Source organism: Streptomyces diversicolor, assembly GCF_057537855.1.
In genome coordinates this window covers 1-19,592 of the sequence record NZ_BAAJXA010000065.1, presented here as the reverse complement: position 1 = coordinate 19,592, position 19,592 = coordinate 1, and the positions used below count along the sequence as shown (strand labels likewise).

At 72.9% G+C, this 19,592-nt stretch carries 14 protein-coding genes and 1 pseudogene; 11 read left to right on the top strand and 4 right to left on the bottom strand.

Annotation, left to right across the window (positions count from 1 at the left end):
• Window positions 1–108: 108 nt before the first annotated feature.
• Entirely contained in the window at window positions 109–2,568 is a 2,460-nt protein-coding gene (locus AC27LF_RS42320; protein WP_479661819.1) for a D-alanyl-D-alanine carboxypeptidase, read from the bottom strand.
• A 1,389-nt stretch (window positions 2,569–3,957) separates the two neighbouring features.
• On the opposite strand from AC27LF_RS42320, the gene AC27LF_RS42315 reads away from it, so the two are divergent.
• The 3 genes from AC27LF_RS42315 to AC27LF_RS42305 all read left to right on the top strand — a co-directional run bounded on the left by AC27LF_RS42315 (window position 3,958) and on the right by AC27LF_RS42305 (window position 6,231).
• Window positions 3,958–4,716 (top strand): GOLPH3/VPS74 family protein, encoded by a 759-nt coding sequence (locus AC27LF_RS42315; RefSeq protein ID WP_479661820.1) that lies wholly within the window; start codon window positions 3,958–3,960, stop codon window positions 4,714–4,716.
• Window positions 4,717–4,993: 277 nt separating this feature from the next.
• On the top strand, window positions 4,994–5,851 hold the full coding sequence (locus AC27LF_RS42310) for a helix-turn-helix domain-containing protein (RefSeq protein ID WP_404033861.1): 858 nt from the start codon (window positions 4,994–4,996) through the stop codon (window positions 5,849–5,851).
• A gap of 188 nt (window positions 5,852–6,039) precedes the next feature.
• Window positions 6,040–6,231, top strand: coding sequence for a DUF397 domain-containing protein (locus AC27LF_RS42305; RefSeq protein ID WP_351741460.1), 192 nt, complete (start codon window positions 6,040–6,042; stop codon window positions 6,229–6,231).
• A gap of 236 nt (window positions 6,232–6,467) precedes the next feature.
• On the opposite strand, the gene AC27LF_RS42300 is transcribed toward AC27LF_RS42305, so the two are convergent.
• From AC27LF_RS42300 to AC27LF_RS42290, 3 genes are all read right to left on the bottom strand, one after another.
• Complete coding sequence (locus AC27LF_RS42300) at window positions 6,468–7,316, bottom strand: MerR family transcriptional regulator (protein ID WP_479661830.1); 849 nt, start codon at window positions 7,314–7,316, stop codon at window positions 6,468–6,470.
• Between the two features lie 119 nt (window positions 7,317–7,435).
• Window positions 7,436–7,942, bottom strand: coding sequence for a glutathione peroxidase (locus tag AC27LF_RS42295; protein ID WP_479661821.1), 507 nt, complete (start codon window positions 7,940–7,942; stop codon window positions 7,436–7,438).
• A gap of 236 nt (window positions 7,943–8,178) precedes the next feature.
• Window positions 8,179–9,195 (bottom strand): ArsR/SmtB family transcription factor, encoded by a 1,017-nt coding sequence (locus AC27LF_RS42290; RefSeq protein ID WP_479661822.1) that lies wholly within the window; start codon window positions 9,193–9,195, stop codon window positions 8,179–8,181.
• Between the two features lie 460 nt (window positions 9,196–9,655).
• On the opposite strand from AC27LF_RS42290, the gene AC27LF_RS42285 reads away from it, so the two are divergent.
• The 8 genes and pseudogenes from AC27LF_RS42285 to AC27LF_RS42250 form a co-directional block, all read left to right on the top strand.
• Window positions 9,656–10,744 (top strand): MFS transporter, encoded by a 1,089-nt coding sequence (locus AC27LF_RS42285; protein WP_487231298.1) that lies wholly within the window; start codon window positions 9,656–9,658, stop codon window positions 10,742–10,744.
• Window positions 10,745–10,966: 222 nt separating this feature from the next.
• Complete coding sequence (locus AC27LF_RS42280) at window positions 10,967–11,518, top strand: EF-hand domain-containing protein (protein WP_479661824.1); 552 nt, start codon at window positions 10,967–10,969, stop codon at window positions 11,516–11,518.
• Between the two features lie 20 nt (window positions 11,519–11,538).
• Window positions 11,539–12,726 carry an isocitrate/isopropylmalate family dehydrogenase gene (locus AC27LF_RS42275; RefSeq protein ID WP_479661825.1) on the top strand — a complete coding sequence of 396 codons (1,188 nt, stop codon included), beginning with the start codon at window positions 11,539–11,541 and terminating at the stop codon, window positions 12,724–12,726.
• Window positions 12,723–13,394, top strand: a complete 672-nt coding sequence (locus AC27LF_RS42270; RefSeq protein WP_479661826.1) for a cysteine hydrolase family protein — start codon at window positions 12,723–12,725, stop codon at window positions 13,392–13,394. Before AC27LF_RS42275 ends, AC27LF_RS42270 begins: the two co-directional genes overlap by 4 nt.
• Window positions 13,343–14,269 carry a class I SAM-dependent methyltransferase gene (locus AC27LF_RS42265; protein ID WP_479661827.1) on the top strand — a complete coding sequence of 309 codons (927 nt, stop codon included), beginning with the start codon at window positions 13,343–13,345 and terminating at the stop codon, window positions 14,267–14,269. The genes AC27LF_RS42270 and AC27LF_RS42265 overlap by 52 nt, the downstream gene beginning before the upstream one ends.
• A gap of 401 nt (window positions 14,270–14,670) precedes the next feature.
• Complete coding sequence (locus AC27LF_RS42260; RefSeq protein ID WP_479661828.1) at window positions 14,671–15,711, top strand: LacI family DNA-binding transcriptional regulator; 1,041 nt, start codon at window positions 14,671–14,673, stop codon at window positions 15,709–15,711.
• 199 nt (window positions 15,712–15,910) lie between these two features.
• On the top strand, window positions 15,911–18,766 hold the full coding sequence (locus AC27LF_RS42255) for a protein kinase domain-containing protein (protein WP_479661831.1): 2,856 nt from the start codon (window positions 15,911–15,913) through the stop codon (window positions 18,764–18,766).
• 81 nt (window positions 18,767–18,847) lie between these two features.
• Window positions 18,848–19,592: pseudogene (locus AC27LF_RS42250) on the top strand (hypothetical protein); the annotation flags it as partial.

Genomic DNA, 19,592 nt, shown 5'->3' with positions numbered 1-19,592 from the left:
GTTGACCGGCGACCTGCCCCGATTCGTGACGCTAGCACGCACCCCGCCGCGCGGCCCCCGGGTGGGGGCCCCGTCGACGGGGTGCGGGGACGGACCGGGTGCGGCGGGTCAGCCGAGCCGGGTCAGCTTGTCCGTGAAACCGGGCTCCGTGAGGTCCTTCTGCAAGGCGACCGGCACCTTGACCGCGCCGTTCGAACCGTCACCCACGGTGAGGGTGCCGACCTTGGTACCGGCCTTCGCGGAGTGCGGCACATCGCCGGTGACGAACGACAGCCCGACCTTCAGCCCCGCCCAGCCGACCGCCGTGACGTCCTTCGTGATGACGACCGGCGTACGGCCGCCGAGCCCGTCGTCGACGTACCCGACGACATCGCCCTTCTTCAGGATCGTCGCCGACTTCAGCGCGCCCTGCGCGGCCCGGATCAGCTTGTCGCCCGCGTCGAGGGCGCCGCTGATGATCGTGTTGTCCGCACCGCCGGGGCCCTGGCCGAGCACGGCGCCGACTATGGTCCGCGTCTCCCCGCCGACCTCCCGGGTCGCCGCGAAGACCAGGTTGCCGCCGGCCGCGGTGGTGGTGCCGGTCTTGATGCCGATGACGCCGTTGTAGCCGACCAGACGGTTCCAGTTGCTGTGCTTGGTGCCCTTGTAGTCGGTGTACTCCATCATCCGGGCGACCTCCCGGAAGGAGGCGTCCTGCATCGCGGCCTTCGCCAGCTTCACCTGGTCGACGGCCGTGCTGACCGTCGTCTTCTCCAGACCCGACGGGTCCGTGTACGTCGTGTGGGTCATCCCCAGGTCCTTGGCGGCGGCGTTCATCTTCGCCACGAACGCCTTCTCCGAACCGGCGTCCCAGCGGGCGAGCAGTCGCGCCACGTTGTTCGCGGACGCGATCAGCACCCCTTCGAGCGCCTCCCGTTCGGTGATGGTGTCGCCCGCGCGGACCTCCACGGTGGACTCGCCGTCCGCGGTCGCCTGGTCCTGGGCCGTCTGGTCCACGGGGATCTTCGAGCCGTCGCCGCCCTTGAGCGGATGGTCGCGCAGGATCAGGTACGCGGTCATGACCTTGGCGACACTGGCGATCGGTACGGGCTTCTGCTCGCCGGACGAGCCGAACGAGCCGATGCCCTGCACGTCGAGCGCGCCCTGACCGCCGGACGGCCACGGGATCGACGCCTTGCCGCCGTCGAAGGTGTAGTTCTCGTCGGCGGTCAGGTCGAGGCTCGGCGCGGGCAGCGGGCGCACCGCCTGCACGATCGCAAAGACGACGGCCAGCAGGACGACCAGCGGGGTCCAGATCTTGATCCGGCGCACGATCGTGCGGACCGGGGTCTGCGGGGGCGGCGGCGTGTTCGTCAGCTCGGCCAGCAGGTCCAGCGGCGGCTTGGGCGGGAGCGGCTGCTGGGTGGTGCGCTCGGGGCCGAGCTGGGGGACGCGGGCGGTGGCGTCGGCGGGGGGCGCCGGTGGCCTGCGGGTGGCCGGGTCGTCGAGCGGCTTGAGCGCGACGAACTTGCTGGTCCGCTCGGCGTCGGTCTCGGCGCCGCCGGGCTTCTTGGTGCCGCCGGGCTTCTTGGTGCCGCCGGGCTTCTCGGCGGCACCGGGCTTCTTGGTGCCGCCCAGCTTGAGCATGGTCGTCGGCTGATCGACCGGCGCGTCCACAGGCCCCCGCACGGCCTTGAAAACAGCGGTCGGCTGATCGACGGCCTGCGCCTTGTCGCCACCGGCGCGACCGTCCTGCGGGGTGCCGCCACCACCGGCACCGCCACCCCGGCGCCCACCCGCATCACCGTCGGCATCGTCTTCCGGACCGGCACCGGCAGAATTCCCACGGCCGACCCCGGTCCCGCCATCCGTCCGGGAGGCAGCACGAGTCTTGGCGTCGGTGTCGGTCGTCGCCTCGTCGCTTGCCGCGGCGTCGGTGTCCGCCTGGCCGGCCGACTCCGGGGCGGCACCGGCGGCTACGGCATCGCGGGCCCTTGTGGAGGAACCGGTACCTGCCTTGGTGCCGGACGCCCGAGAAGCATCAACGCTCGCGGAGTCGTCGGCCCCTGCCTCGGTTTCGTCGTCCGCGCGGGTGCCGGAAACCGAGGGGCCGGCTATGGCCGCGGCCTCCGCGGCACGGGCAGCGCCCGCCTCCCGGCCGGCCGCCGCACCGCCGCCCGCGCCACGGCTCGCCCCCGCTTCAGAGCCGGCGTCCACCCCGGAGCCCGTGCCCGCCTTCGCGTCCGCCACTGCCGCGGCGCCCGCCTCCGCCTCGGGGTCCGTGCCCACCTTGGAGCCCGCCGCCGCCGACGATCCCGCGTTCGCCTTGGAGCCCGCCGCTGTTGTGGAGCCCGTGTCCGCCTTGGAGCCCGCCGCCGTCGACGAGCCCGCGTCCGCCTCACCGCTCGCCGCCGCCTCGGAGTCCACCGCGGTCGTGGGGCCCGCGTCCGCCCGGGGGGCCGTATCCGGCTTGGAGTCCGCCGCTGTCGTGGAGTCCGAGCCTGCCTTGGGGCGTGTGTCAGCCTCGGGGCTGGTCGGCGGCGTGGAGCCCGCGTCCGCCTCGCAGCTCGCCCCCACCTCGGAGTCCACCGCTGTCGTGGGGCCCGCGTCTGCCCGGGGGGCCGTATCCGGCTTGGAGCGCGCGTCCCGCTTGGAGTCCGTGTTCCCGGCGGGGGTCGTGCTGGTGTCGGTGGCCGCGCGCGTCTGACGGGCAGTTGCCCGTTCGGGGGCCGTCTCGGAACCCGGGGTGTGGTCCGCGTCCTCGGGGCCGGTTCCGGAAGCGGAGGGCGCCTTCGAGGCGGCGGAGTCCTCAGGTCGGGGCTCAGCGGCCCCGGGAAGCGGCTTGGAGGGCGCTCCAGCGGGCTCAGCGCCGTCGGAGTCACCGGAGTCACCCGAGCGCACCCAGGCCGCCACAGCAGCCGCCAGGCGCGCTCCCGTCCCGTCGGTCTCCTGGCCGACGCCGTCCGCCGCCGCGGCCTCCGCCGCCCCGCCGGCACGCGAGGCGCTCCCCGCCGAGTCCCCGACCACTTCCGCGCCCCCGCTCCGAACCCCCGCCAGGCTCTCGGCCCGGCCCGTATTCCCGACCGCTCCCGCGCTCCCGCCCCGGCTCTCGGTCCCGTCCGAGTCCCCGGCCCTGTCCCGGTTCTCGGTCTCGTCCGTGTTCCCGGTTCCGGTTCGGTTTTCGGTCTGGGCCGTGTTCCCGGCCGCCTCCGCGCTCTCGCCCCGGGCCCCGGCCGGGCTCTCGGCCCTGCCGCTGTCCTTGGTCCCGCCCGTGTTCCCGGCCTTCGCCGCACCGTCGGCGCGCGCGTTGGCCCCCTCCGTGTTTTCGCCCGTCTCAGCGCTCCCGCTCCGGATCCCGGCTCGGCTCTCGGACTGGGCCGTGGTCTCGGCCGCCTCCACGCCCCCGCCCCGAACCCTCGCCTGGCTCTCGGTCCCGCTCCGGTCCTCGGTCCCGTTCCGGCTCTCCGTCTCGGCCGTGTTCTCGGGCCCCGGTCGACCCCCGGCGCGGGTCCGCTTCCCGGAGGGTGTCGCGTCGGGTGACGCCTCCCGTGTCGAGAGCACCTTGGTCGCCGTGTCCGCGCCGCCGTGGGACGCGCCCCCGTGGGACTCGGACGCGTGGGCCACCGCGAGCCGCGGATCCCGCGTGTCGGGAACCGTGCCCGCGCTCCCCGGCGTCGGTTCTCCCGACGACTCGCGCTGCTTCGACCTGTCGGGGGACTCGCCCGCCACCGATGCCTCCTCCATGTGCCGCACGTCCTGAGTACGGCTGCCGTACCGACCGTTGCTGACCGCTGACCCCGCCCGGACCGCGTCTCCCCCCGCTGTCCGAACCATGTACCAGTGTCCTGTGTATGGGCCAAACCCATGGGGTAGACGAGAACGACATACCTACCGGTTCCCTTACGAACCGGTCACGCACCCTCGACAGACCAATGTGAGAGGGGTCACCCTGTCATTCATCCACGCGGGGAGGCATGGATGGGCAGGAGCCGCAGAACACTTCCGGAGGAGCTTCTGCTGCTGGCACTGGACCCGACCACGGGTACCACTGCGCAGCCGCAGTCGCTCGACCTCGGTCTGGCCGGAGCACAGCTAGTGGAGCTGGCGCTGGCCGGACGGATAGCCCCAGACGGGGATCGTATCGCCGTGGTGGTGCCACGGCCGACAGGAGATCCGACTCTGGACAGTGCGTTGGAGTTGCTGCGCAGGCGCGGCGCTCCGGTGCGTGCCGTCCACTGGATCGGCGGGCCGCGTCTAGGGCTTCGCCAGACCTACCTCTCGCATCTGGAGCGGTGCGGCATGGTCGCCGCCGTGCCGGGCCAGATGTGCGGGGTGCTGCCGACCACTCGCTATCAGGCGACGGACACCGCCATCAGCCGGGAGATCCGTGCCCGGTTGGACTCCGCGATCCGCACCGGCGTGCCGCCGGACCCGCGGACCGCGGCGCTCGCCGCCCTGGCGCACGCGGTCGGCCTCGGCAAGCACCTGTATCCGGGCAACGAGGGACGCTCGTCCCGCTCCCGGCTGCGGGACCTGATCAGGCACGACCCGATGGGCGGCCTCGTGGCGCACGCCGTGATGGACGTCCAGAACGGTGCGGTTGCCCAGCCGCGCCGCGGCCCCGCCGCGGCCGGCCGGCAGCAGGCCGGGCCAGGCGCCCGGCCCGCGGTGGAACCCGCGCGCGGGGTTCCGATGCAGCCGCGCCGCGGTTCGATGGCGCGCGCCGTGGTCCACTGAGCCGCAGTTTCCACGGCACCGCGCGCCATCCGGCCGCACGGAGCACCACCGCATGCCGCACCGTCAGTCCCCAGACCCGGTTCGGGAGCCGCTGGTCCGAGCGGGACGGCGAGACCCAGGTCTCGCCGTCCCGCTCGGCCGTCTGTGCCCGAACTGACGCGTACGCGCCGCATATCCACCGTTTGCCAGCGGTAATAAGCACCTTGGTGGCAGTCTGCTCAACAGCAGATACGCAAAGTGCCAGGTACAGGCACAGTCAGCCGGAGGTGCACGTCCCGTGGCGTCCAATGTCAATCCCACCGTCAGGCGACGCCGGTTGGGCCAGGAGCTGCGCAGGCTCCGCGAGCTCAAAGGCATGACGGCGGAGGAGGTGGCGGAGCGACTGCTGGTGTCGCAGTCGAAGATCAGCCGGTTGGAGAACGGGCGGCGCAGCATCAGCCAGCGGGACGTCCGCGACCTGTGCGGGGTGTACGAGGTCGAGGACCAGCGGATCGTCGACTCGCTGATGGAGATGGCCCGTGACTCGCGGCAGCAGGGCTGGTGGCACGCGTTCGGGGACATCCCGTACAGCGTCTACATCGGTCTGGAGACCGACGCCGAGTCGCTGCGGGTGTACGAACCCCAGCTTGTCACCGGCCTGTTGCAGACCCGCGCGTACGCGGAGGCCCTGGTGCAGGGGGCGTTGCCGGAGACATCGACCGAGGACATCGACAAGCGCGTCCAGGTGCGGATGCGTCGACAGGAACGTATCAGCGCCGAGCACAACCCGCTGCGGCTGTGGGTGGTGCTGGACGAGGCGGCGCTGCGCCGCCTCGTCGGCAGCGAACTGGTGATGCGCGAGCAGCTGGAGCATCTGATCGAGATGTCCCATCTGCCCCATGTCACCGTGCAGGTGCTGCCGTTCGAGTGCGGGGCGCATCCGGGGCTCAACGGGCAGTACGCGATCCTGGAGTTCGCGGACGCGGCCGACTCCAGCGTGGTGTACCTGGAGGGGGTCACCAGCGACCTGTACCTGGAGAAGGCGCACGACGTTCAGAAGTATGCGGTGATGTACGAACATCTGCGGGCACAGTCCCTCAATGTGGAACAATCCCGGCAGTTCATCTCGGATGTGGCGAAGAGCTACGCCCGTTGAGCCTTCCGTGGAGCGCGGCGCCGCATCGTACAGGGGCCCATCGCTCCGGTGGAAGACTCACCTGGAATATGCCATCCAGTCGAGTGAACGACTCCTCCGCGAGGGGAGGGTGGCGAGTAGCGTCGATCACGCCAACTGGAAGACCGTTGGCGCGAATCGCACGACAGAAACTCGCAACAGGAGTGGACATGGCACTGCTTCAGGGCGCCACGGCGACGTGGACGAAGTCCTCCTATTCCGCAGGGAACGGGGCGTGCGTCGAGGTCAAGTCGCCCGCACCCGAGGGACTCGCCGTACGCGACTCCAAGGTTTCCGAAGGACCGGTCCTGGCCTTCCCCACCGATGCGTGGAACGCCTTCGTGGCGTCGGTCAAGGCGTAGGGAAACCTTTCTGGCCCTGCCGGATTCCGCCGCACAACCGCACCATCCGTAACCGCACCATCCACATCCGCACCGTTCACATCTGCACAAGCGACAACAACTGCACAAGCTTGACCCAGAGCCCTCTCGACCAGTTCGCCGTCCTTGCCGAGGGGGCTCGCCCCTTTTCAAGCGTCACCAGGCTCGCGCCCGGCGCCGACCCCCCGGCGCCACCGGCGGCGCCGGCGGGAGCTGCGTCACCGTACCGGGAACGCCACGTCGCACACCGCGTCCCCGGGCCCCGCCGCGTCCCAGTCCGCGAAGTACACCTCACGGCACGGCCCCGCCGGCTCAAGCCGCCGCGCCGTCAGCCATTCCTCCACCGCCTCGAAAGCGGCGAGGATCTGCGGGTGCGCCACCTGCGCCTTGGCGATCCGCGTGTACGCCAGCCGGGCCGCGGGCTCCACCCGCACCCGCGTCTGCCAGGCACGCCCGCGCCGCGCCGCCCACTCCCGCGCCGCGGCCTCGTCGGCCACCGGCACGCACGACTCCGCGGGCCCGTCGCTCTCCATGGACACCTCCGCGTGGTACACGACGTACGGCGCCCCGGCGACGCCCCCGCACTCCCGCGCCGCCGCCTCCAGCCGGCCCAGCGACGCCCCGATCCACGCGGGCAACTCGTCCGCCAGCGTGTGCCGGGTCTCGGTGAGCACCACCTGCTCGGGCACCTCCACCGTCCCGACCTCGAACATCCGGTACATCTCGGAACTCCTCCCCGACAACCGTCCACGGAGGTACTCGGCGAGCGTCCGCTGCCCCGCCAGCCGCGACTCGACGTCCGCCCAGTACGCGGCGAGCAGGTCGGCTGCCTCGGCCCCGTCCGCCCCGACCACCTCGGCGACCCGCGCGAGCGGCATGTCCAACTGCCGCAACATGGCCACGAGACGGGCCCGTTCGACCTGGTCGGCGCGGTAGTAGCGATAGCCGCTGGCCTCGTCGACGTACGCCGGGCACAGCAGCCCCAGGCGGTCGTACAGCCGCAGGGCCTTGGCCGAAAGCCGGGACCTGGCGGCGAACACGCCGATGGTGAGCAGTCCTTCGTCCACCACGGCAGACCCTCCTTCGGCCCGGTTCACCCGTCCTCCGTCACCGGGCGGTCCTTCCGCCCGGTGACAAGGACGCTCAGCCCTGCCCCAGGGGCAAGGTCAACCGCATGGGCCGCCGCTCAGCCGAGCTGGCCCTCGATGGCCGCCACGACCTCCGCCGACTCCGGCTCGGTCTGCGGCGCGAACCGGGCGACGACCGTGCCGTCCCGCCCGATCAGGAACTTCTCGAAGTTCCAGCGGATGTCGCCGCTGTGCCCCTCGGCGTCGGCGAAGCCGGCAAGGCGCTCGTACAGCGCATGCCGTCCCGCCCCGTTCACCTCGACCTTCTCGGTCATCGGGAAGGTCACGCCGTACGTCGCGGAGCAGAACTCGGCGATCTCCTCGGCGCTGCCGGGCTCCTGCCCGAGGAACTGGTTGCAGGGCACGCCGAGCACGGTGAAGCCCCGCGCCGCGTACCGCTCCTGAAGCCGTTCAAGCCCCGAGTACTGCGGGGTCAGGCCGCACTTGGAAGCCACGTTCACAATGAGCACGGCCTGGCCCGCGTACTGCGGCAGATCCGCGGGACCGCCCTGGAGGGCGTCGATCTCGACGTCGAGCACGGAGCCGTTCTGGTCGTTAGTCGTCATGACCGGATGCTATGCGCAGCCGCGGACCAAGGGGAGCGGCCGGGTCACGATGCCGCCACGCCCGCCCGCCGCCGCGTCACGGCCTTCCGGCCTCGACCAGTACCTGGCCGGCCGCGGTCCGCGAGTACAGCACCGACCGGCTCGCCCGCGGGTGCGTCATGGTCTTCCGGCCTCGACCAGTACCTGGCCGGCGGCGGTCCGGGAGTCCGGCGCCGACGGGGTCGCCCGCGGGTGCGTCACGGTCTTCCGGCCTCGACCAGTACCTGGCCGGCCGCGGTCCGCGAGTACAGCACCGACCGGCCCGCCCGGCGCCGCTCGACCAGTCCCGCCTCCAGCAGCACCTTCAGATGCCGCCCGACCGAACCGAGCCCCTGCCCGGTCACCGCCGTCACCTGCGTCGTGCTCATCGGGGAGCCGAGCAGCACCAGCACCTCGGCGCGGGCCGCCCCGAGCAGCGCGCCCAGGCTCGCGGGCACCGCACGGTCCCGTACGTCCGTCAGCACCCCGGCGCACGGGTAGATCACGGCGTACCGGTCCCGCTCCTCCCAGGACACCCAGCCCGTCTGCACGGTCACCGGCACGAACACCAACTCCGCACCGGAGATCTCCCGGGGCGGGTACTCGTGCCGGTTCACCTGGAGCCGGTTCTCGCCGAGCCAGCGCGTGCGCCCCGGCGCGAGCGCGTCCAGCGCCGCCGCCCAGCCGCCCCGGCTCACCTGCGCGGTCCGCGCGACCACATCCGCCTCCAGGACGCGCCGGCGCCGCTCCCAGTACGGCCGTACCGTCCTTGTCCAGACGTACTCCAGGAGGGTGGCCGCCCGCTCGGGCAGGTCGTCGCGGTGCAGTGCGGCGGGGACCGGCCCGGCAAGGGACACCCGCAGATCGGCCCGCGCCGCCTCGGGGCGGGCCGCCCGCACCCGCGCCACGCCCTCCTCGAAGGTCTCGCCGTCGCGCGGCGGGGGAGTGAGGAAGTCGGCGTTCCAGCCCGCGACCTCCCGGCCGCCCGGCCGCCACGGCTCCGGCCGCAGGGACCGCTGCCGGCCCAGGCCGGCCCGCACCAGCAGCGCGGTGACCGGGTCGGCCGCGAGCCGCGCCCGGTACGCGGGCAGGTGCGCGCGCAGCCACTCGGCCTCGCCGGGATGCGTTCCCCCGCCCGCGTGCAGCAGCTTCAGGGCGGCGAAGGTCTCGGCGAGCGGGGAGAGCACGAACCGGCTGCCGGCCAGCGTGTCGGCGTTGACCTGCCACCAGCCCACGGCGGTCTCCTCCCATACGACTACGACGTTTCGCGCCGGCGCGAAACAATAACGGCCACCACTCAGCCGCCCCAAGACTCCGCCCATGCCCCAAACCACCCCACCCGACCCCACCCGCCCCCCATCCCTCCCATCCACGCCACCCCGCACCCAGGCCCCCTCCCCGACGCCACCGCTCGGGAGCCGTCCGGCCCCGGAGCCCCCACCCAAGGACCGGCCGTCCCCGGAGCGCGAGCGTCCGGCCACCGACCGTCCGCGGAGCGACCGCGCACCCGCCACAAGCGCCGGCTCCGTCGTCCGTCCCTCCCAGGAGCCCCCACCCGGGGACCGTCTCTCCGCGGAGCGTGAGCGTCCGGGGTACCGGAGTCTCTTCCGTACCCCGGAGTTCGCGCCGCTCTTTCTCGCCACCGCCGCGCACACCGCCGCCCAGACGGTCAGCGGTCTCGCCCTCGGGACGCTGGTGTACCGGGCGACAAACTCGCCGCTGCTGTCCGCCCTGAGCATGTTCGGCCAGTCGCTCGCCCAGGTGCTGGGCGCCACCCTCCTGCTGTCCGGCTCCGACCGGCTGCGCCCGCGGGCCGCGCTGACGGGCATCTCCCTGTCCTTCGCGGCCGGCACGGCGGTCCTCGCGCTGCCCGGCCTGCCGATCGCCGCGCTCTTCGGCGTCGTCCTCGCCCTCGGCCTCGTCGCCTCCCTCGGCGGCGGCGTCCGCTGGGGACTGCTGACCGAGATCCTGACCAAGGACGGCTATCTGCTGGGGCGTTCGGTGTTCAACATGATGTCCGGCATCATGCAGATCACCGGGTACGCGGCGGGCGGCGTCCTGGTCGCCGTCCTCTCCCCGCGCGTCTCGCTGCTGCTGGCGACCGTCCTCTACCTGGCGGCGGCCCTCGCCCTGCGGCTGGGCCTGACCGCGCGCCCGCCCCGCGCCGCCGGCCGCCCCTCGGTCACGGCGACCTGGCGCACCAACGCCGTCCTGTGGTCGGCCCGCCCGCGCCGCCTGACCTACCTGGGCCTGTGGCTCCCCAACGGCCTGGTCGTCGGCTGCGAGTCCCTTTACGTGTCGTACGCCCCGGACGCCGCCGGCACCCTGTTCGCCTGCGCGGCGCTCGGCATGCTCGCCGGTGACGTGACCGTCGGCCGGCTGCTGCCGGCGCCGGTCAGGACCCGGCTGGCGACACCGCTGCTCGCGCTGCTCGCCGCGCCGTACGCGATCTTCGCGCTGCGCCCCGCGGTCCCGCTCGCCGCGGTCTGTGTCGCCCTCGCCTCCGTCGGCTTCGGCGCGAGCCTGGTGCAGCAGGAGCGGCTGATCGCCCTGACCCCGGACGAACTCAGCGGCCACGCCCTGGGCTTGCACTCGGCGGGCATGCTGACGATGCAGGGCGTGGGCGCGGCGCTGGCCGGCTCGGTGGCCCAACTGACCTCTCCGGCCACGGGGATGACCGCGATGGCGGTGGCCTCGCTCGCGGTCACCCTGGCCCTGGCCGTGGCCGGGCGCCGCCCGGGCGGAACCCGCGGCGACCTGGCGTCCCGTACCGCCGCCGACTGATCTGCACCGCCGCGACCGCGCGCGCGTGCACGCCCCCACCGCAACACGCCACAGAATCCGGCTGATTCCACCTATTCGGCGATACATCCCCGTATGGCCGCACACGCCTCGGTCCTCACGGCAATCATGATTCGGGCCGGGCGGAGTCCGGCCGTACGGAGCGGGCGCAGGTCCCGCCCGTCCCCCATTCCCCGACGTACCCTCACGAGAGGTCACGAAGTCATGCGCGCAGAGGCCACCCAGCGAGTCGCCCTCGTCTTCTCCCTGCTGGACGCGAACGGCAACGGAGTCCTGGAAGCCGAGGACTTCACGCTCATGGGCGACCGGGTCGTCGCCGCGGCACCCCGCTGCGGCCAGGCGGCCAAGGACGCCGTCCGGGCTGCCTTCGAACGGTACTGGACCACACTGCTGACCGAACTGGACGCCAACGGAGACGGCGTGATCAGCTTCGAGGAGTACACCGCCTGTGTGCTCTCGCCCGAACGCTTCGACGCCACGATCACCGGGTTCGCCCAGGCACTCGCCGCCCTCGGCGACCCGGACGGCGACGGGCTGATCGAACGCCCGGACTTCATGGCCCTGATGACGGCGATCGGCTTCGAACGCGCCAACATCGACGCCCTCTTCGACGCCTTCGGCCCCACGGCCGACGACCGGATCACCGTGCCGACCTGGGTCGAGGGCATCCGCGACTACTACGCCCCCGACAAGGCGGGCATCCCCGGTGACCGTCTGGTCGCCGGGGTGGGGCCCGGCACCGCGTCCATGGCCTGACACGGCGGCCGGGGTTCGCCATGAGCAGCGCGGAACACATCGTCGGCCTGGCCGTCGGCCGGGGCACGGGCGCGGAGATCGCCGCGGTCTTCGAGCGGGTCCTGGACGGGTTCGCCCGGGCGTACGGCAGGGACATCGCCGTGGTGCGCTCGCCACGCGCGTACCACTCGTACCTCTCTCTGCGATCGCGGTCCGCCGCACGCGACGGCGGCGGCATCGAGGAGATGCGCCGGCTGACCCAGGAGGACGCCGACCACTACGAACGGTTCGTCCGGGCACGGGCCGCGGCGGGCACCCGGGTGATCTTCCGTACGGCGATCAACGCCCAGACCCTGTACCTGGTGCGGCAGCGGCTGCGGGCCGTGAAGGTGGACGCGCTCGACGCGGGCGGGGCCAGGACGCTGCTGGTCCGGGACCAGGCGCAGGGCTTCTACACCGGTGACAACGAGCACCGGCCCGGACACGTCCGGCGGGTCACGGAGTTCAGCCGGGAGATCACCGGGAAGGTCCTGGAGTACGCGGTGCGCCGGGCCTGGCGTGAGTGGCCGCAGGAGGGGCCGGACCGGATCGTGATGGCGTACAAGTTCCATCTGCTGGACGGTGCGCTGGACGACTGGGCCGCCGAGTTCGCCGACCGCCACGGCATCGACGTACGGGTCCTCCAGCCGGACACGGTCAACCGGAACCTGATCGCGCACGGCCCGTCCGACCGCACGGTGCTGGTGGCGGGCAACGAGTGGGCCGACATCATGCATGTCGTCCTGCTCGACCGGTTCGGCGCCGGACGCCAGGAGGACCACTGCACCCGCAATGTGCATCTGCACCCCGATGTACACGGGCTGGTCGAGTACCAGACGGTGCACGGCTCGGCGGACGACCTGGCGGGACGCGACCTGGTCAACCCGGTGGCCACCGTACGGGCCGCCGCCGCGATCGCCGAACGGCACGCGCACTGCCCCGGCGCCGGGGCAGCGGCGGAACGGGCCCTCGCCCGGGCCCGCCGGGACGGCATCCTCACCCCGGACGCCGGCGGGCACCACCGCACGACGGACGTGGTGAACGCCTTCCTGGACACGCTGGAACCGGACGCCGGGGCCAGCGCGGGGCAGCTGGAGTCGGGCGCTGAGGCGCGGGCGGGGGAGTTGGAGCCGGGCGCTGAGGCGCGGGCGGGGCAGGCTGTCGCCGGCTCGCGGCCCGCCGGATCATGACGCCGGCGGCGCACCGGGGCACGGCGCTGGTCGTGGTCGACGTGCAGAACGACTTCTGCACCGGCCCGCCGGCGGCCTCCCGTTACCCCGGTGACCCGGCGGACCTGCGGACCGTCGTCGGCAACACCGTGCGCGCGGTCGCGGCGGCCAGGGACCACGGCACCGAGGTGGTGTTCGTGCGCTTCACCGGGGACCCGGCCGACCAGGGACCCGCGTGGCGGCGCCGGGACGAGCGGCGCGGCCGGCCGCCCAAGTGCCTGGAGGGCAGTTGGGGCGCCGAGTTCGCCGCGCCGCTCGAACCGGCGCCCGGCGAGCGGGTGTTCACCAAACGGGCCTGCTTCGACGCCTTCCTCTGCGCCGGCTTCGAGGATCACCTCGTCGGCCGTGGCACTGGACACCTGGCCCTCGCCGGGCTGTTCACCGACGTCTGCGTGGACAGCACGGCCCGTACCGCGTTCCAGAAGGGCTTCCACATCACGGTCCTCGGCGACTGCACCACCGCGCTGCACACCCCCGACGAGCAGATCCTGGGCTTCATGCGGTGCCTCTACGGCGCCCGCGTCACCGCGTACGAGCGCACTGCCGTATGGACCCGGCACCCCGAAGAGGAAGAGGCATGTCCGCAACCCCCCACGACACCGACGGCGTCGAGACGGGCGTCGGCCTGACCGCGCTGCTGGTGGCCGCCGCCCGGGCCATCGAGACGTACCGACCGGACGCGCTGGCCCGGGACGAGTACGCCGAGCACTTCGTCCGCGCCGCCCCGGCCTGCGCGAACTGGCCGGTGCGCCCCGCCGAGGTGCCGGGCGGGGACGCCGACCCCCTGTGGGGCAGGCTCGGCCGCTACTTCGGCCTGCGGACCCGGGTGTTCGACGACCATCTGCGGGACCGCGCCGGTACGGGCACTCGCCAACTGGTCCTGCTCGGCGTCGGCCTCGACACGCGCGCGTACCGACTGCCGTGGCCGAGCGGCAGCACCGTCTTCGAGATCGACCAGGAGCCCGTCCTCGCCTTCAAACAGCAGACCCTGGACACCCTGTCGGCCGCACCCCGCGCCCGGCGCGTGACGATCGCCGCGGACCTACGACGGGACGACTGGCCGCACGCCCTGCTCGCAGCGGGCTTCGACCCCGCCCGCCCGACGGCCTGGCTGGCCGAGGGCCTGCTCCTCTACCTCCCGGCCGCCGCCGAACGCCGCCTGATCACCGCCGTCACCAGCCTCAGCGCCCCCGGCAGCTCCCTCGTCTACGAGGTGAAAATGGGCGTCGAGCCGGCCGCGGTCCGCGACTCCCCTCTCTACACGGCGGCCCGCGAACGCATCGGCGTCGACCTCCTCGCCCTGTTCGACCCGGACCCCCGCCCGGACTCGGCGACCACCCTCACCCACCAAGGCTGGCACACCACAACCCACACCCCCTTCGACCACACCCACCACCTCAACACCCCCCTCCACCCCGAACCCCACGACCCCCTCTCCACCAACCGCTGGATCACCACCCACCACCCACCCACCGACGCGGTCACACCCGTGTCCGGGAGGTGACTACGCGCGGCAGGCGTTCGACCGAGACGGGCCCGTAGTCGGCGAGGCATCGCCCGCCGCCCCTGACCGTGCCGTTCGGCGCGTTCGCCATGCCGTGGCGCACCGAGGCCGGGCCGCCGGCCGCCGTCACGGTTGTTCCGGTGGGTTTTGGTAGGCGGCGGTGACGGCGGCGGCCGTGTCGGCCTCGCGAGTTCCGGGCCGCAATCCGACCGCGAGTCCCGGACGCGACCCGACCACGAGGGTCCTCAACCGCGCCCCCTCCGAAGAACGAACGCCAAGGCCCCCGCCGGACCGCCCCCCAGAATCCGCCCGGCCCGGTCCCAGGTCGGCCGGTGGGGCCGCCGCCCTGCCCCGTTGGGGACAATGGGGGCGGTCCGACGACGGCGAGGTGGGAGACGGGTATGGCGGGCGAGGGCGGTCCGGTGACACTGCGGGGGATCGCGGAACGGCTCGGGCTGCACGTCTCGACGGTCTCCCGGGTCCTCAACGGCCCCTCCGGGGAGCAGGGCCGCGCGGCGTCGGGCGAGACGGCGCGGCGCATCCGGGAGCTGGCCGACGAACTCGGCTACCGTCCCAACCCGCACGCCACCAGCCTGCGCACCCGGCGCAGCAACCTGGTCGGGGTGCTCTTCCCGCGGCTGTCGGAGATCGTGGTGGCCACCATCTACGAGGGCGTGGAGGAGGAGGCGACCCTGCGGGGGCTCTCCACCTTCGTCACCAACACCCACGACGACCCGGCCACCCAGCGCGAGCGGATCGCAATGGTCCTGGGCCGCCGGGTGGACGGCCTCATCATCGGCGACGCACACCTGGACGGGGCCGCGCTGGCCGACCCGGCCCTGGACGGCACGCCCTTCGTGCTCGTCAACCGCCGCACCGACACCGGCCACCCGGCGGTCACCTGCGACGACCGGCTGGGCGGGCGCCGTGTGGCCGAGCATTTCCTGGAGCTGGGCCACCGCCGGGTGGCCGTCATCGCCGGTGAACCCTTCGCCAGCACCGGCACCGACCGCACCACCGGCTTCACCGACCGCTACCGCGAGGCCGGCCTGCCGCTGCCCGCCCACTGGGTGCGGCACTGCCGTTTCGACACGGTCGGCGGGCACCGGGCCGCCGTCGAGTTGCTGAGCGGACCCGACCGGCCGACGGCGATCTTCGCCGTGAACGACCTCGCGGCGATCGGCACCATGGGCGCCGCCCGCGACTTGGGCCTGCGGCTCGGCGAAGACCTCGCGCTGGCCGGGTTCAACGACACTCCGCTCGCCGCCGAACTGCCCGTACCGCTCACCAGCGTTCGCTCTCCCATGGCCGAGCAGGGCAGACGCGCCGTACGGCTGCTGCTGCGGCGTATCGCGGGCGAGCCCGTCGCCTCGGAAGTGCTCAGGCCCGAGCTGGTGGTGCGGGCCTCTTCGGGCACACCGGTCGGGCCGAGCCCGCGGTGAACGCGAGGGCGTACGCGAAGGCGAGAGCGTGCGCGAAGGTGAGAGCGTACGCGAGGGCGTAGAGCCGCCCCGATCACCCGCCAGTCGGCTTCCGTACCACGTCAGTCGGCACCGCTGCCCAAACGATTGGCGCAAACGATTGGGTAGAGCATACTGACCATGGGACACACGTCCGGCTACGGCGATGGGGGTGGGCTTGGTGGGGTGGTTCGGCAAGCTGCGCGGGGCGGCGTCAGGACCTCGCGCGGACTGGGCCACGGCGCTGCGGGAGGGCAGCGCGGAGGCCGAGTTGACGGGCCGTCAGGGCAATGCGAGCGGGGCCGCCGAACGCTACGCGGATCTGGTCGCGCTGGCGGAACGCTTCCTGGGACCGCGGGACGCCGACACACTGGCGCTTCGGCACCAACTCGCCCACTGGACGGGCGAGTCCGGCCAACCGGAGGCCGCGGTGCACCTGTTCGGCCGGCTGATGGCCGACCGGGAGCGCATCCAGGGGCCACGCCATCGGGACACCGAACTGGCCCGGCATCAACTGGCCCACTGGCACGGCCGGTCGGGCCGCCCCGAGGAAGCCGTACGCCGCTACGAGGCCATGCGCCGGTCAGCCGAGGCGGAGAACCGCACCGAGACGGCGCTCACCCTGCTGTGCGAGGTGGGCTACTGGCAGCAGAAGAGCGGCGACAACGCGGCGGCGCTGCGCGCGTTCTCCCAGATGCTGCAGACCGCGCAACAGGAACTCGGCCCCGGCCACCAGCTCGTCACCATCGCCCGCCAGCGCTACGCCGAGGTCGCCGGCGTACTGCCGTTCGGCAACGAGGGCGGCGAGGACGGACTGCGGGACCTCCTCGCGACGGCCGCCGCAGTCGAAGCCGAAGGAGACTTCCGGCGCGCGGGCCGGATGTACGGGCAGATCGCCGCGCGCTCCGAGGAACTTCACGGGGCGGACAGCCCCCAAGTCCTCTCCGCGCGCGTCCGGCAGGCGAAGGCGGCGGTCGCGGCGGAGGACTTCGAGACGGCCGTCGACTGCTTCGGAGTAGTACTCGCGTGCATGGAACTACGGGGCCAGGGGCCGGGATCGCCCGAGTACGACATCCTCCGCGGACAGCGCGACGAACTCGCCCGCATGGCCCGGCGCCCGGCGCTCCGCATCGACGAACCGACCGCGGCGCTGTTGGGCGAGACCGTGCGGGCGGCGCCGGAGGCGGCATGCGCGGTGCTGGCCCGCGAGGCCGGCGGGTCCGATGCGCCCCGCCTCGCGATCGTCAACAAGGGTCCGGACGACGTGACATGGCGCGTGTGGAACGCGGAGCAGTGGGCGGCCGTGCTACGGGGCCTGTCCCGGCAGGGGTATGAGGCGACGGCCCTCTGTTTCGCCCGCGCCGACCTGCGGCCGACCCCCGAAGAGGCCGCCGTGTGCGAGGGGTTGGGGCTGCCGGGCGTCTACGTGTCCCGCCTGGACGAGGAGAACGTACAGATCGAGGCGTACGCCTTCCGGGACGGCCGACCGGTGACGGCACGGGTCGTCGTGAAGCACGAGCAGCCCGCGACCGGTGAACAGGCCGCGCGCAAGCGGGAGTCCACGGGCGCCGCGGACGGCCGGATCGCGGTGCACCCGCACGCGGCGGCCATCGGAACCTGGCGGGAGATGGAACGGGCCCGGCCCAACCCCGGCGTCGACCAGCCAGGCGCCTTCGGCACGTACGAGGTGCTGGAGTGCGTCGGCGAGGGCGGCTTCGGACGCGTGTACCTGTGCCAGGACCCCGACGGCCTGATGGTCGCCGTCAAGACGCTGCACGCACACCTCGCGGCGGCTCCCCCGATCAAGCGGGGCTTCGCCCATGAGGTGCGGGCGGCCCAGCGGGTCGACGGGCGGTTCACCGTGCCGGTGATCGCGGCGGACACCGACGGTCCGACGCCGTGGATGGCGGTGCCGTACGTGGCCGCCCCCTCCTTGCAGGAACTCGTAGAGCGCTGCGGACGGTTGGACACCGACCTGGTACGGACGCTGGGGGCGGGCATCGCCGTCGCCCTGAGCGCCATCCACGCCGAGGGCATCGTGCACCTCGACCTCAAGCCGGCCAACGTCCTGCTGACCGAGGACGGCCCACGCGTCATCGACTTCGGCATCGCCCAGATCGAACGGCTCACCGAGCCACGACGCGGCTTCGCCGGCACCTACGCGTACGCCTCCCCCGAACAACTGCGCGAGCAGCCCACGTTCACGCCGGCCAGCGATGTGTTCTCCCTCGGCACCGTCCTCGCCCGCCTCGCGCTGGGGCGCAGCCCCTGGGGCCAGGACGCACCGTCCGTGGTCGCCGCCATCCGGGCCGGCAGCCCCGATCTCGCCGGCCTGCCCCGAGCCCTCGTGGACGTGGTCCGGTCCTGCCTCCACCCCAACCCGGAACGGCGACCGACGGCCCACGACGTGGCCGAGGCCCTGGTCCCCGGAGCCACCGAGGGCAGGATCGCCCCACCACCCCTGTCGGAACAGGCACGCACCCTGGTCGCGGAACACGCCACCGTCCCCGCGACCCGCCACTACCAGACACTCGCCTACACCCGAGCCCACACCTCCGAAGACACCACATGGGCCATACCCCAGCCCTCCCGCACGCCCGACACCACGCACGCCGTTCCCGGCGCGGGGCCCCTTGGGGAGGAGACCAAGCGAACCGTCGACACCGCAGCCACCACGCTGGCGCAGGATGGTCACGATGGCGCCGCTCCCCGCACGGGGGCGCTGGACGAGGTGGCCGAGGAACTGGGGGCCCGAGTCCTTCGCTGGGAGCGTGGGCAGGAGGGGATGCCCATGGCGGAGACGCGCCGTGGCTGCGGCACCTTCCTCAGCGAGGCCGAGGCACGCCTGGGCGCACGCCACCCACTGACCCTGCGTCTGCGGGTCTCCCACGCCATGCTCGGCTGCGACCAGCCGGGCGGGGTACGCGACGCCGAACAGGTGCTGAACGACGCCGCCGCCGACCTCGGCGAAACCCACCTCACCGTCAGGGATGCCCGTACGTTGCTGGCGGTACTGAAGTCAACAGGCGTGGGCTGACTCATACACTCTTCCCGCAGCGGCGGCGGGCGTCGCACGAGAGCGGGGGACGGGGTGTCGGCAGCCATCGAGGTGCGAAGGGTGTGGAGGCCGCCCCTGGCAGACCTCCGGGCAGGACGGCTCCCCCTGTGGTGGACCGTCGGCCCCACAGGAGAACTCGCCGTCCTGCTCGTCCACCGACGTCGACTACGCCGAAGCCGCTATGTGAAGGGCTGGGTGGGACGGGCGCCGGAGGTCCCCTTTGACGGCGTGCTGGTCGTCCGCCGGGCACAGGGTTCGGTGCAACGCCGAATGGTCAAGGACGTCCAGATCCGCCCCAGCCACATCGCCCTTCTCCCTGATGGCCGGCTTCTGATGGCGAGCGGCCGCACACTCAGAGACGATTCGGGCTCCTGGGAACCGAACGCCCTGGTCCGCTCCCCGGAGGGCGACCAAGAAAGAACCTTCTGCATCGGCGATGACATCCCGGTTCTGGTGACCGATCGGAACGGATCGATCTGGACGGCCTACGGTGACGAGGGCATCTACGGAGGCCATCCGGAGTCGGCGGGCGGACTCGCAGGCTGGAGCACCGACGGCCACGCCGTATGGACCCCGGAAGACCGCCTCCCCGATGCCCCCTTGGAAGGCTGCACCGCCGCCACCGAGGATGACGCGGTATGGCTGGTCTGGTACTCCGGCGGCAGCCGCGGAGGCACGTTCCTGACACGGATCACGCCCTCCACAGGAGAGGCGACCAGTTGGCCAAGCCCGCTGCACGACCCGGACGGATTCGCCGTACGCGGCCGTAGAGCCGTCCTGACCAGACGCGTCCACAACCGGCGGT

Bases quoted from the DNA above. Each gene is read 5' to 3' on its own strand.
- AC27LF_RS42315 (WP_479661820.1), top strand. From the start codon at position 3,958: ATGGGCAGGAGCCGCAGAACACTTCCGGAGGAGCTTCTGCTGCTGGCA.
- AC27LF_RS42305 (WP_351741460.1), top strand. From the start codon at position 6,040: ATGGCACTGCTTCAGGGCGCCACGGCGACGTGGACGAAGTCCTCCTAT.
- AC27LF_RS42295 (WP_479661821.1), bottom strand. From the start codon at position 7,942: ATGACGACTAACGACCAGAACGGCTCCGTGCTCGACGTCGAGATCGAC.
- AC27LF_RS42280 (WP_479661824.1), top strand. From the start codon at position 10,967: ATGCGCGCAGAGGCCACCCAGCGAGTCGCCCTCGTCTTCTCCCTGCTG.
- AC27LF_RS42275 (WP_479661825.1), top strand. From the start codon at position 11,539: ATGAGCAGCGCGGAACACATCGTCGGCCTGGCCGTCGGCCGGGGCACG.
- AC27LF_RS42270 (WP_479661826.1), top strand. From the start codon at position 12,723: ATGACGCCGGCGGCGCACCGGGGCACGGCGCTGGTCGTGGTCGACGTG.
- AC27LF_RS42265 (WP_479661827.1), top strand. From the start codon at position 13,343: ATGTCCGCAACCCCCCACGACACCGACGGCGTCGAGACGGGCGTCGGC.
- AC27LF_RS42260 (WP_479661828.1), top strand. From the start codon at position 14,671: ATGGCGGGCGAGGGCGGTCCGGTGACACTGCGGGGGATCGCGGAACGG.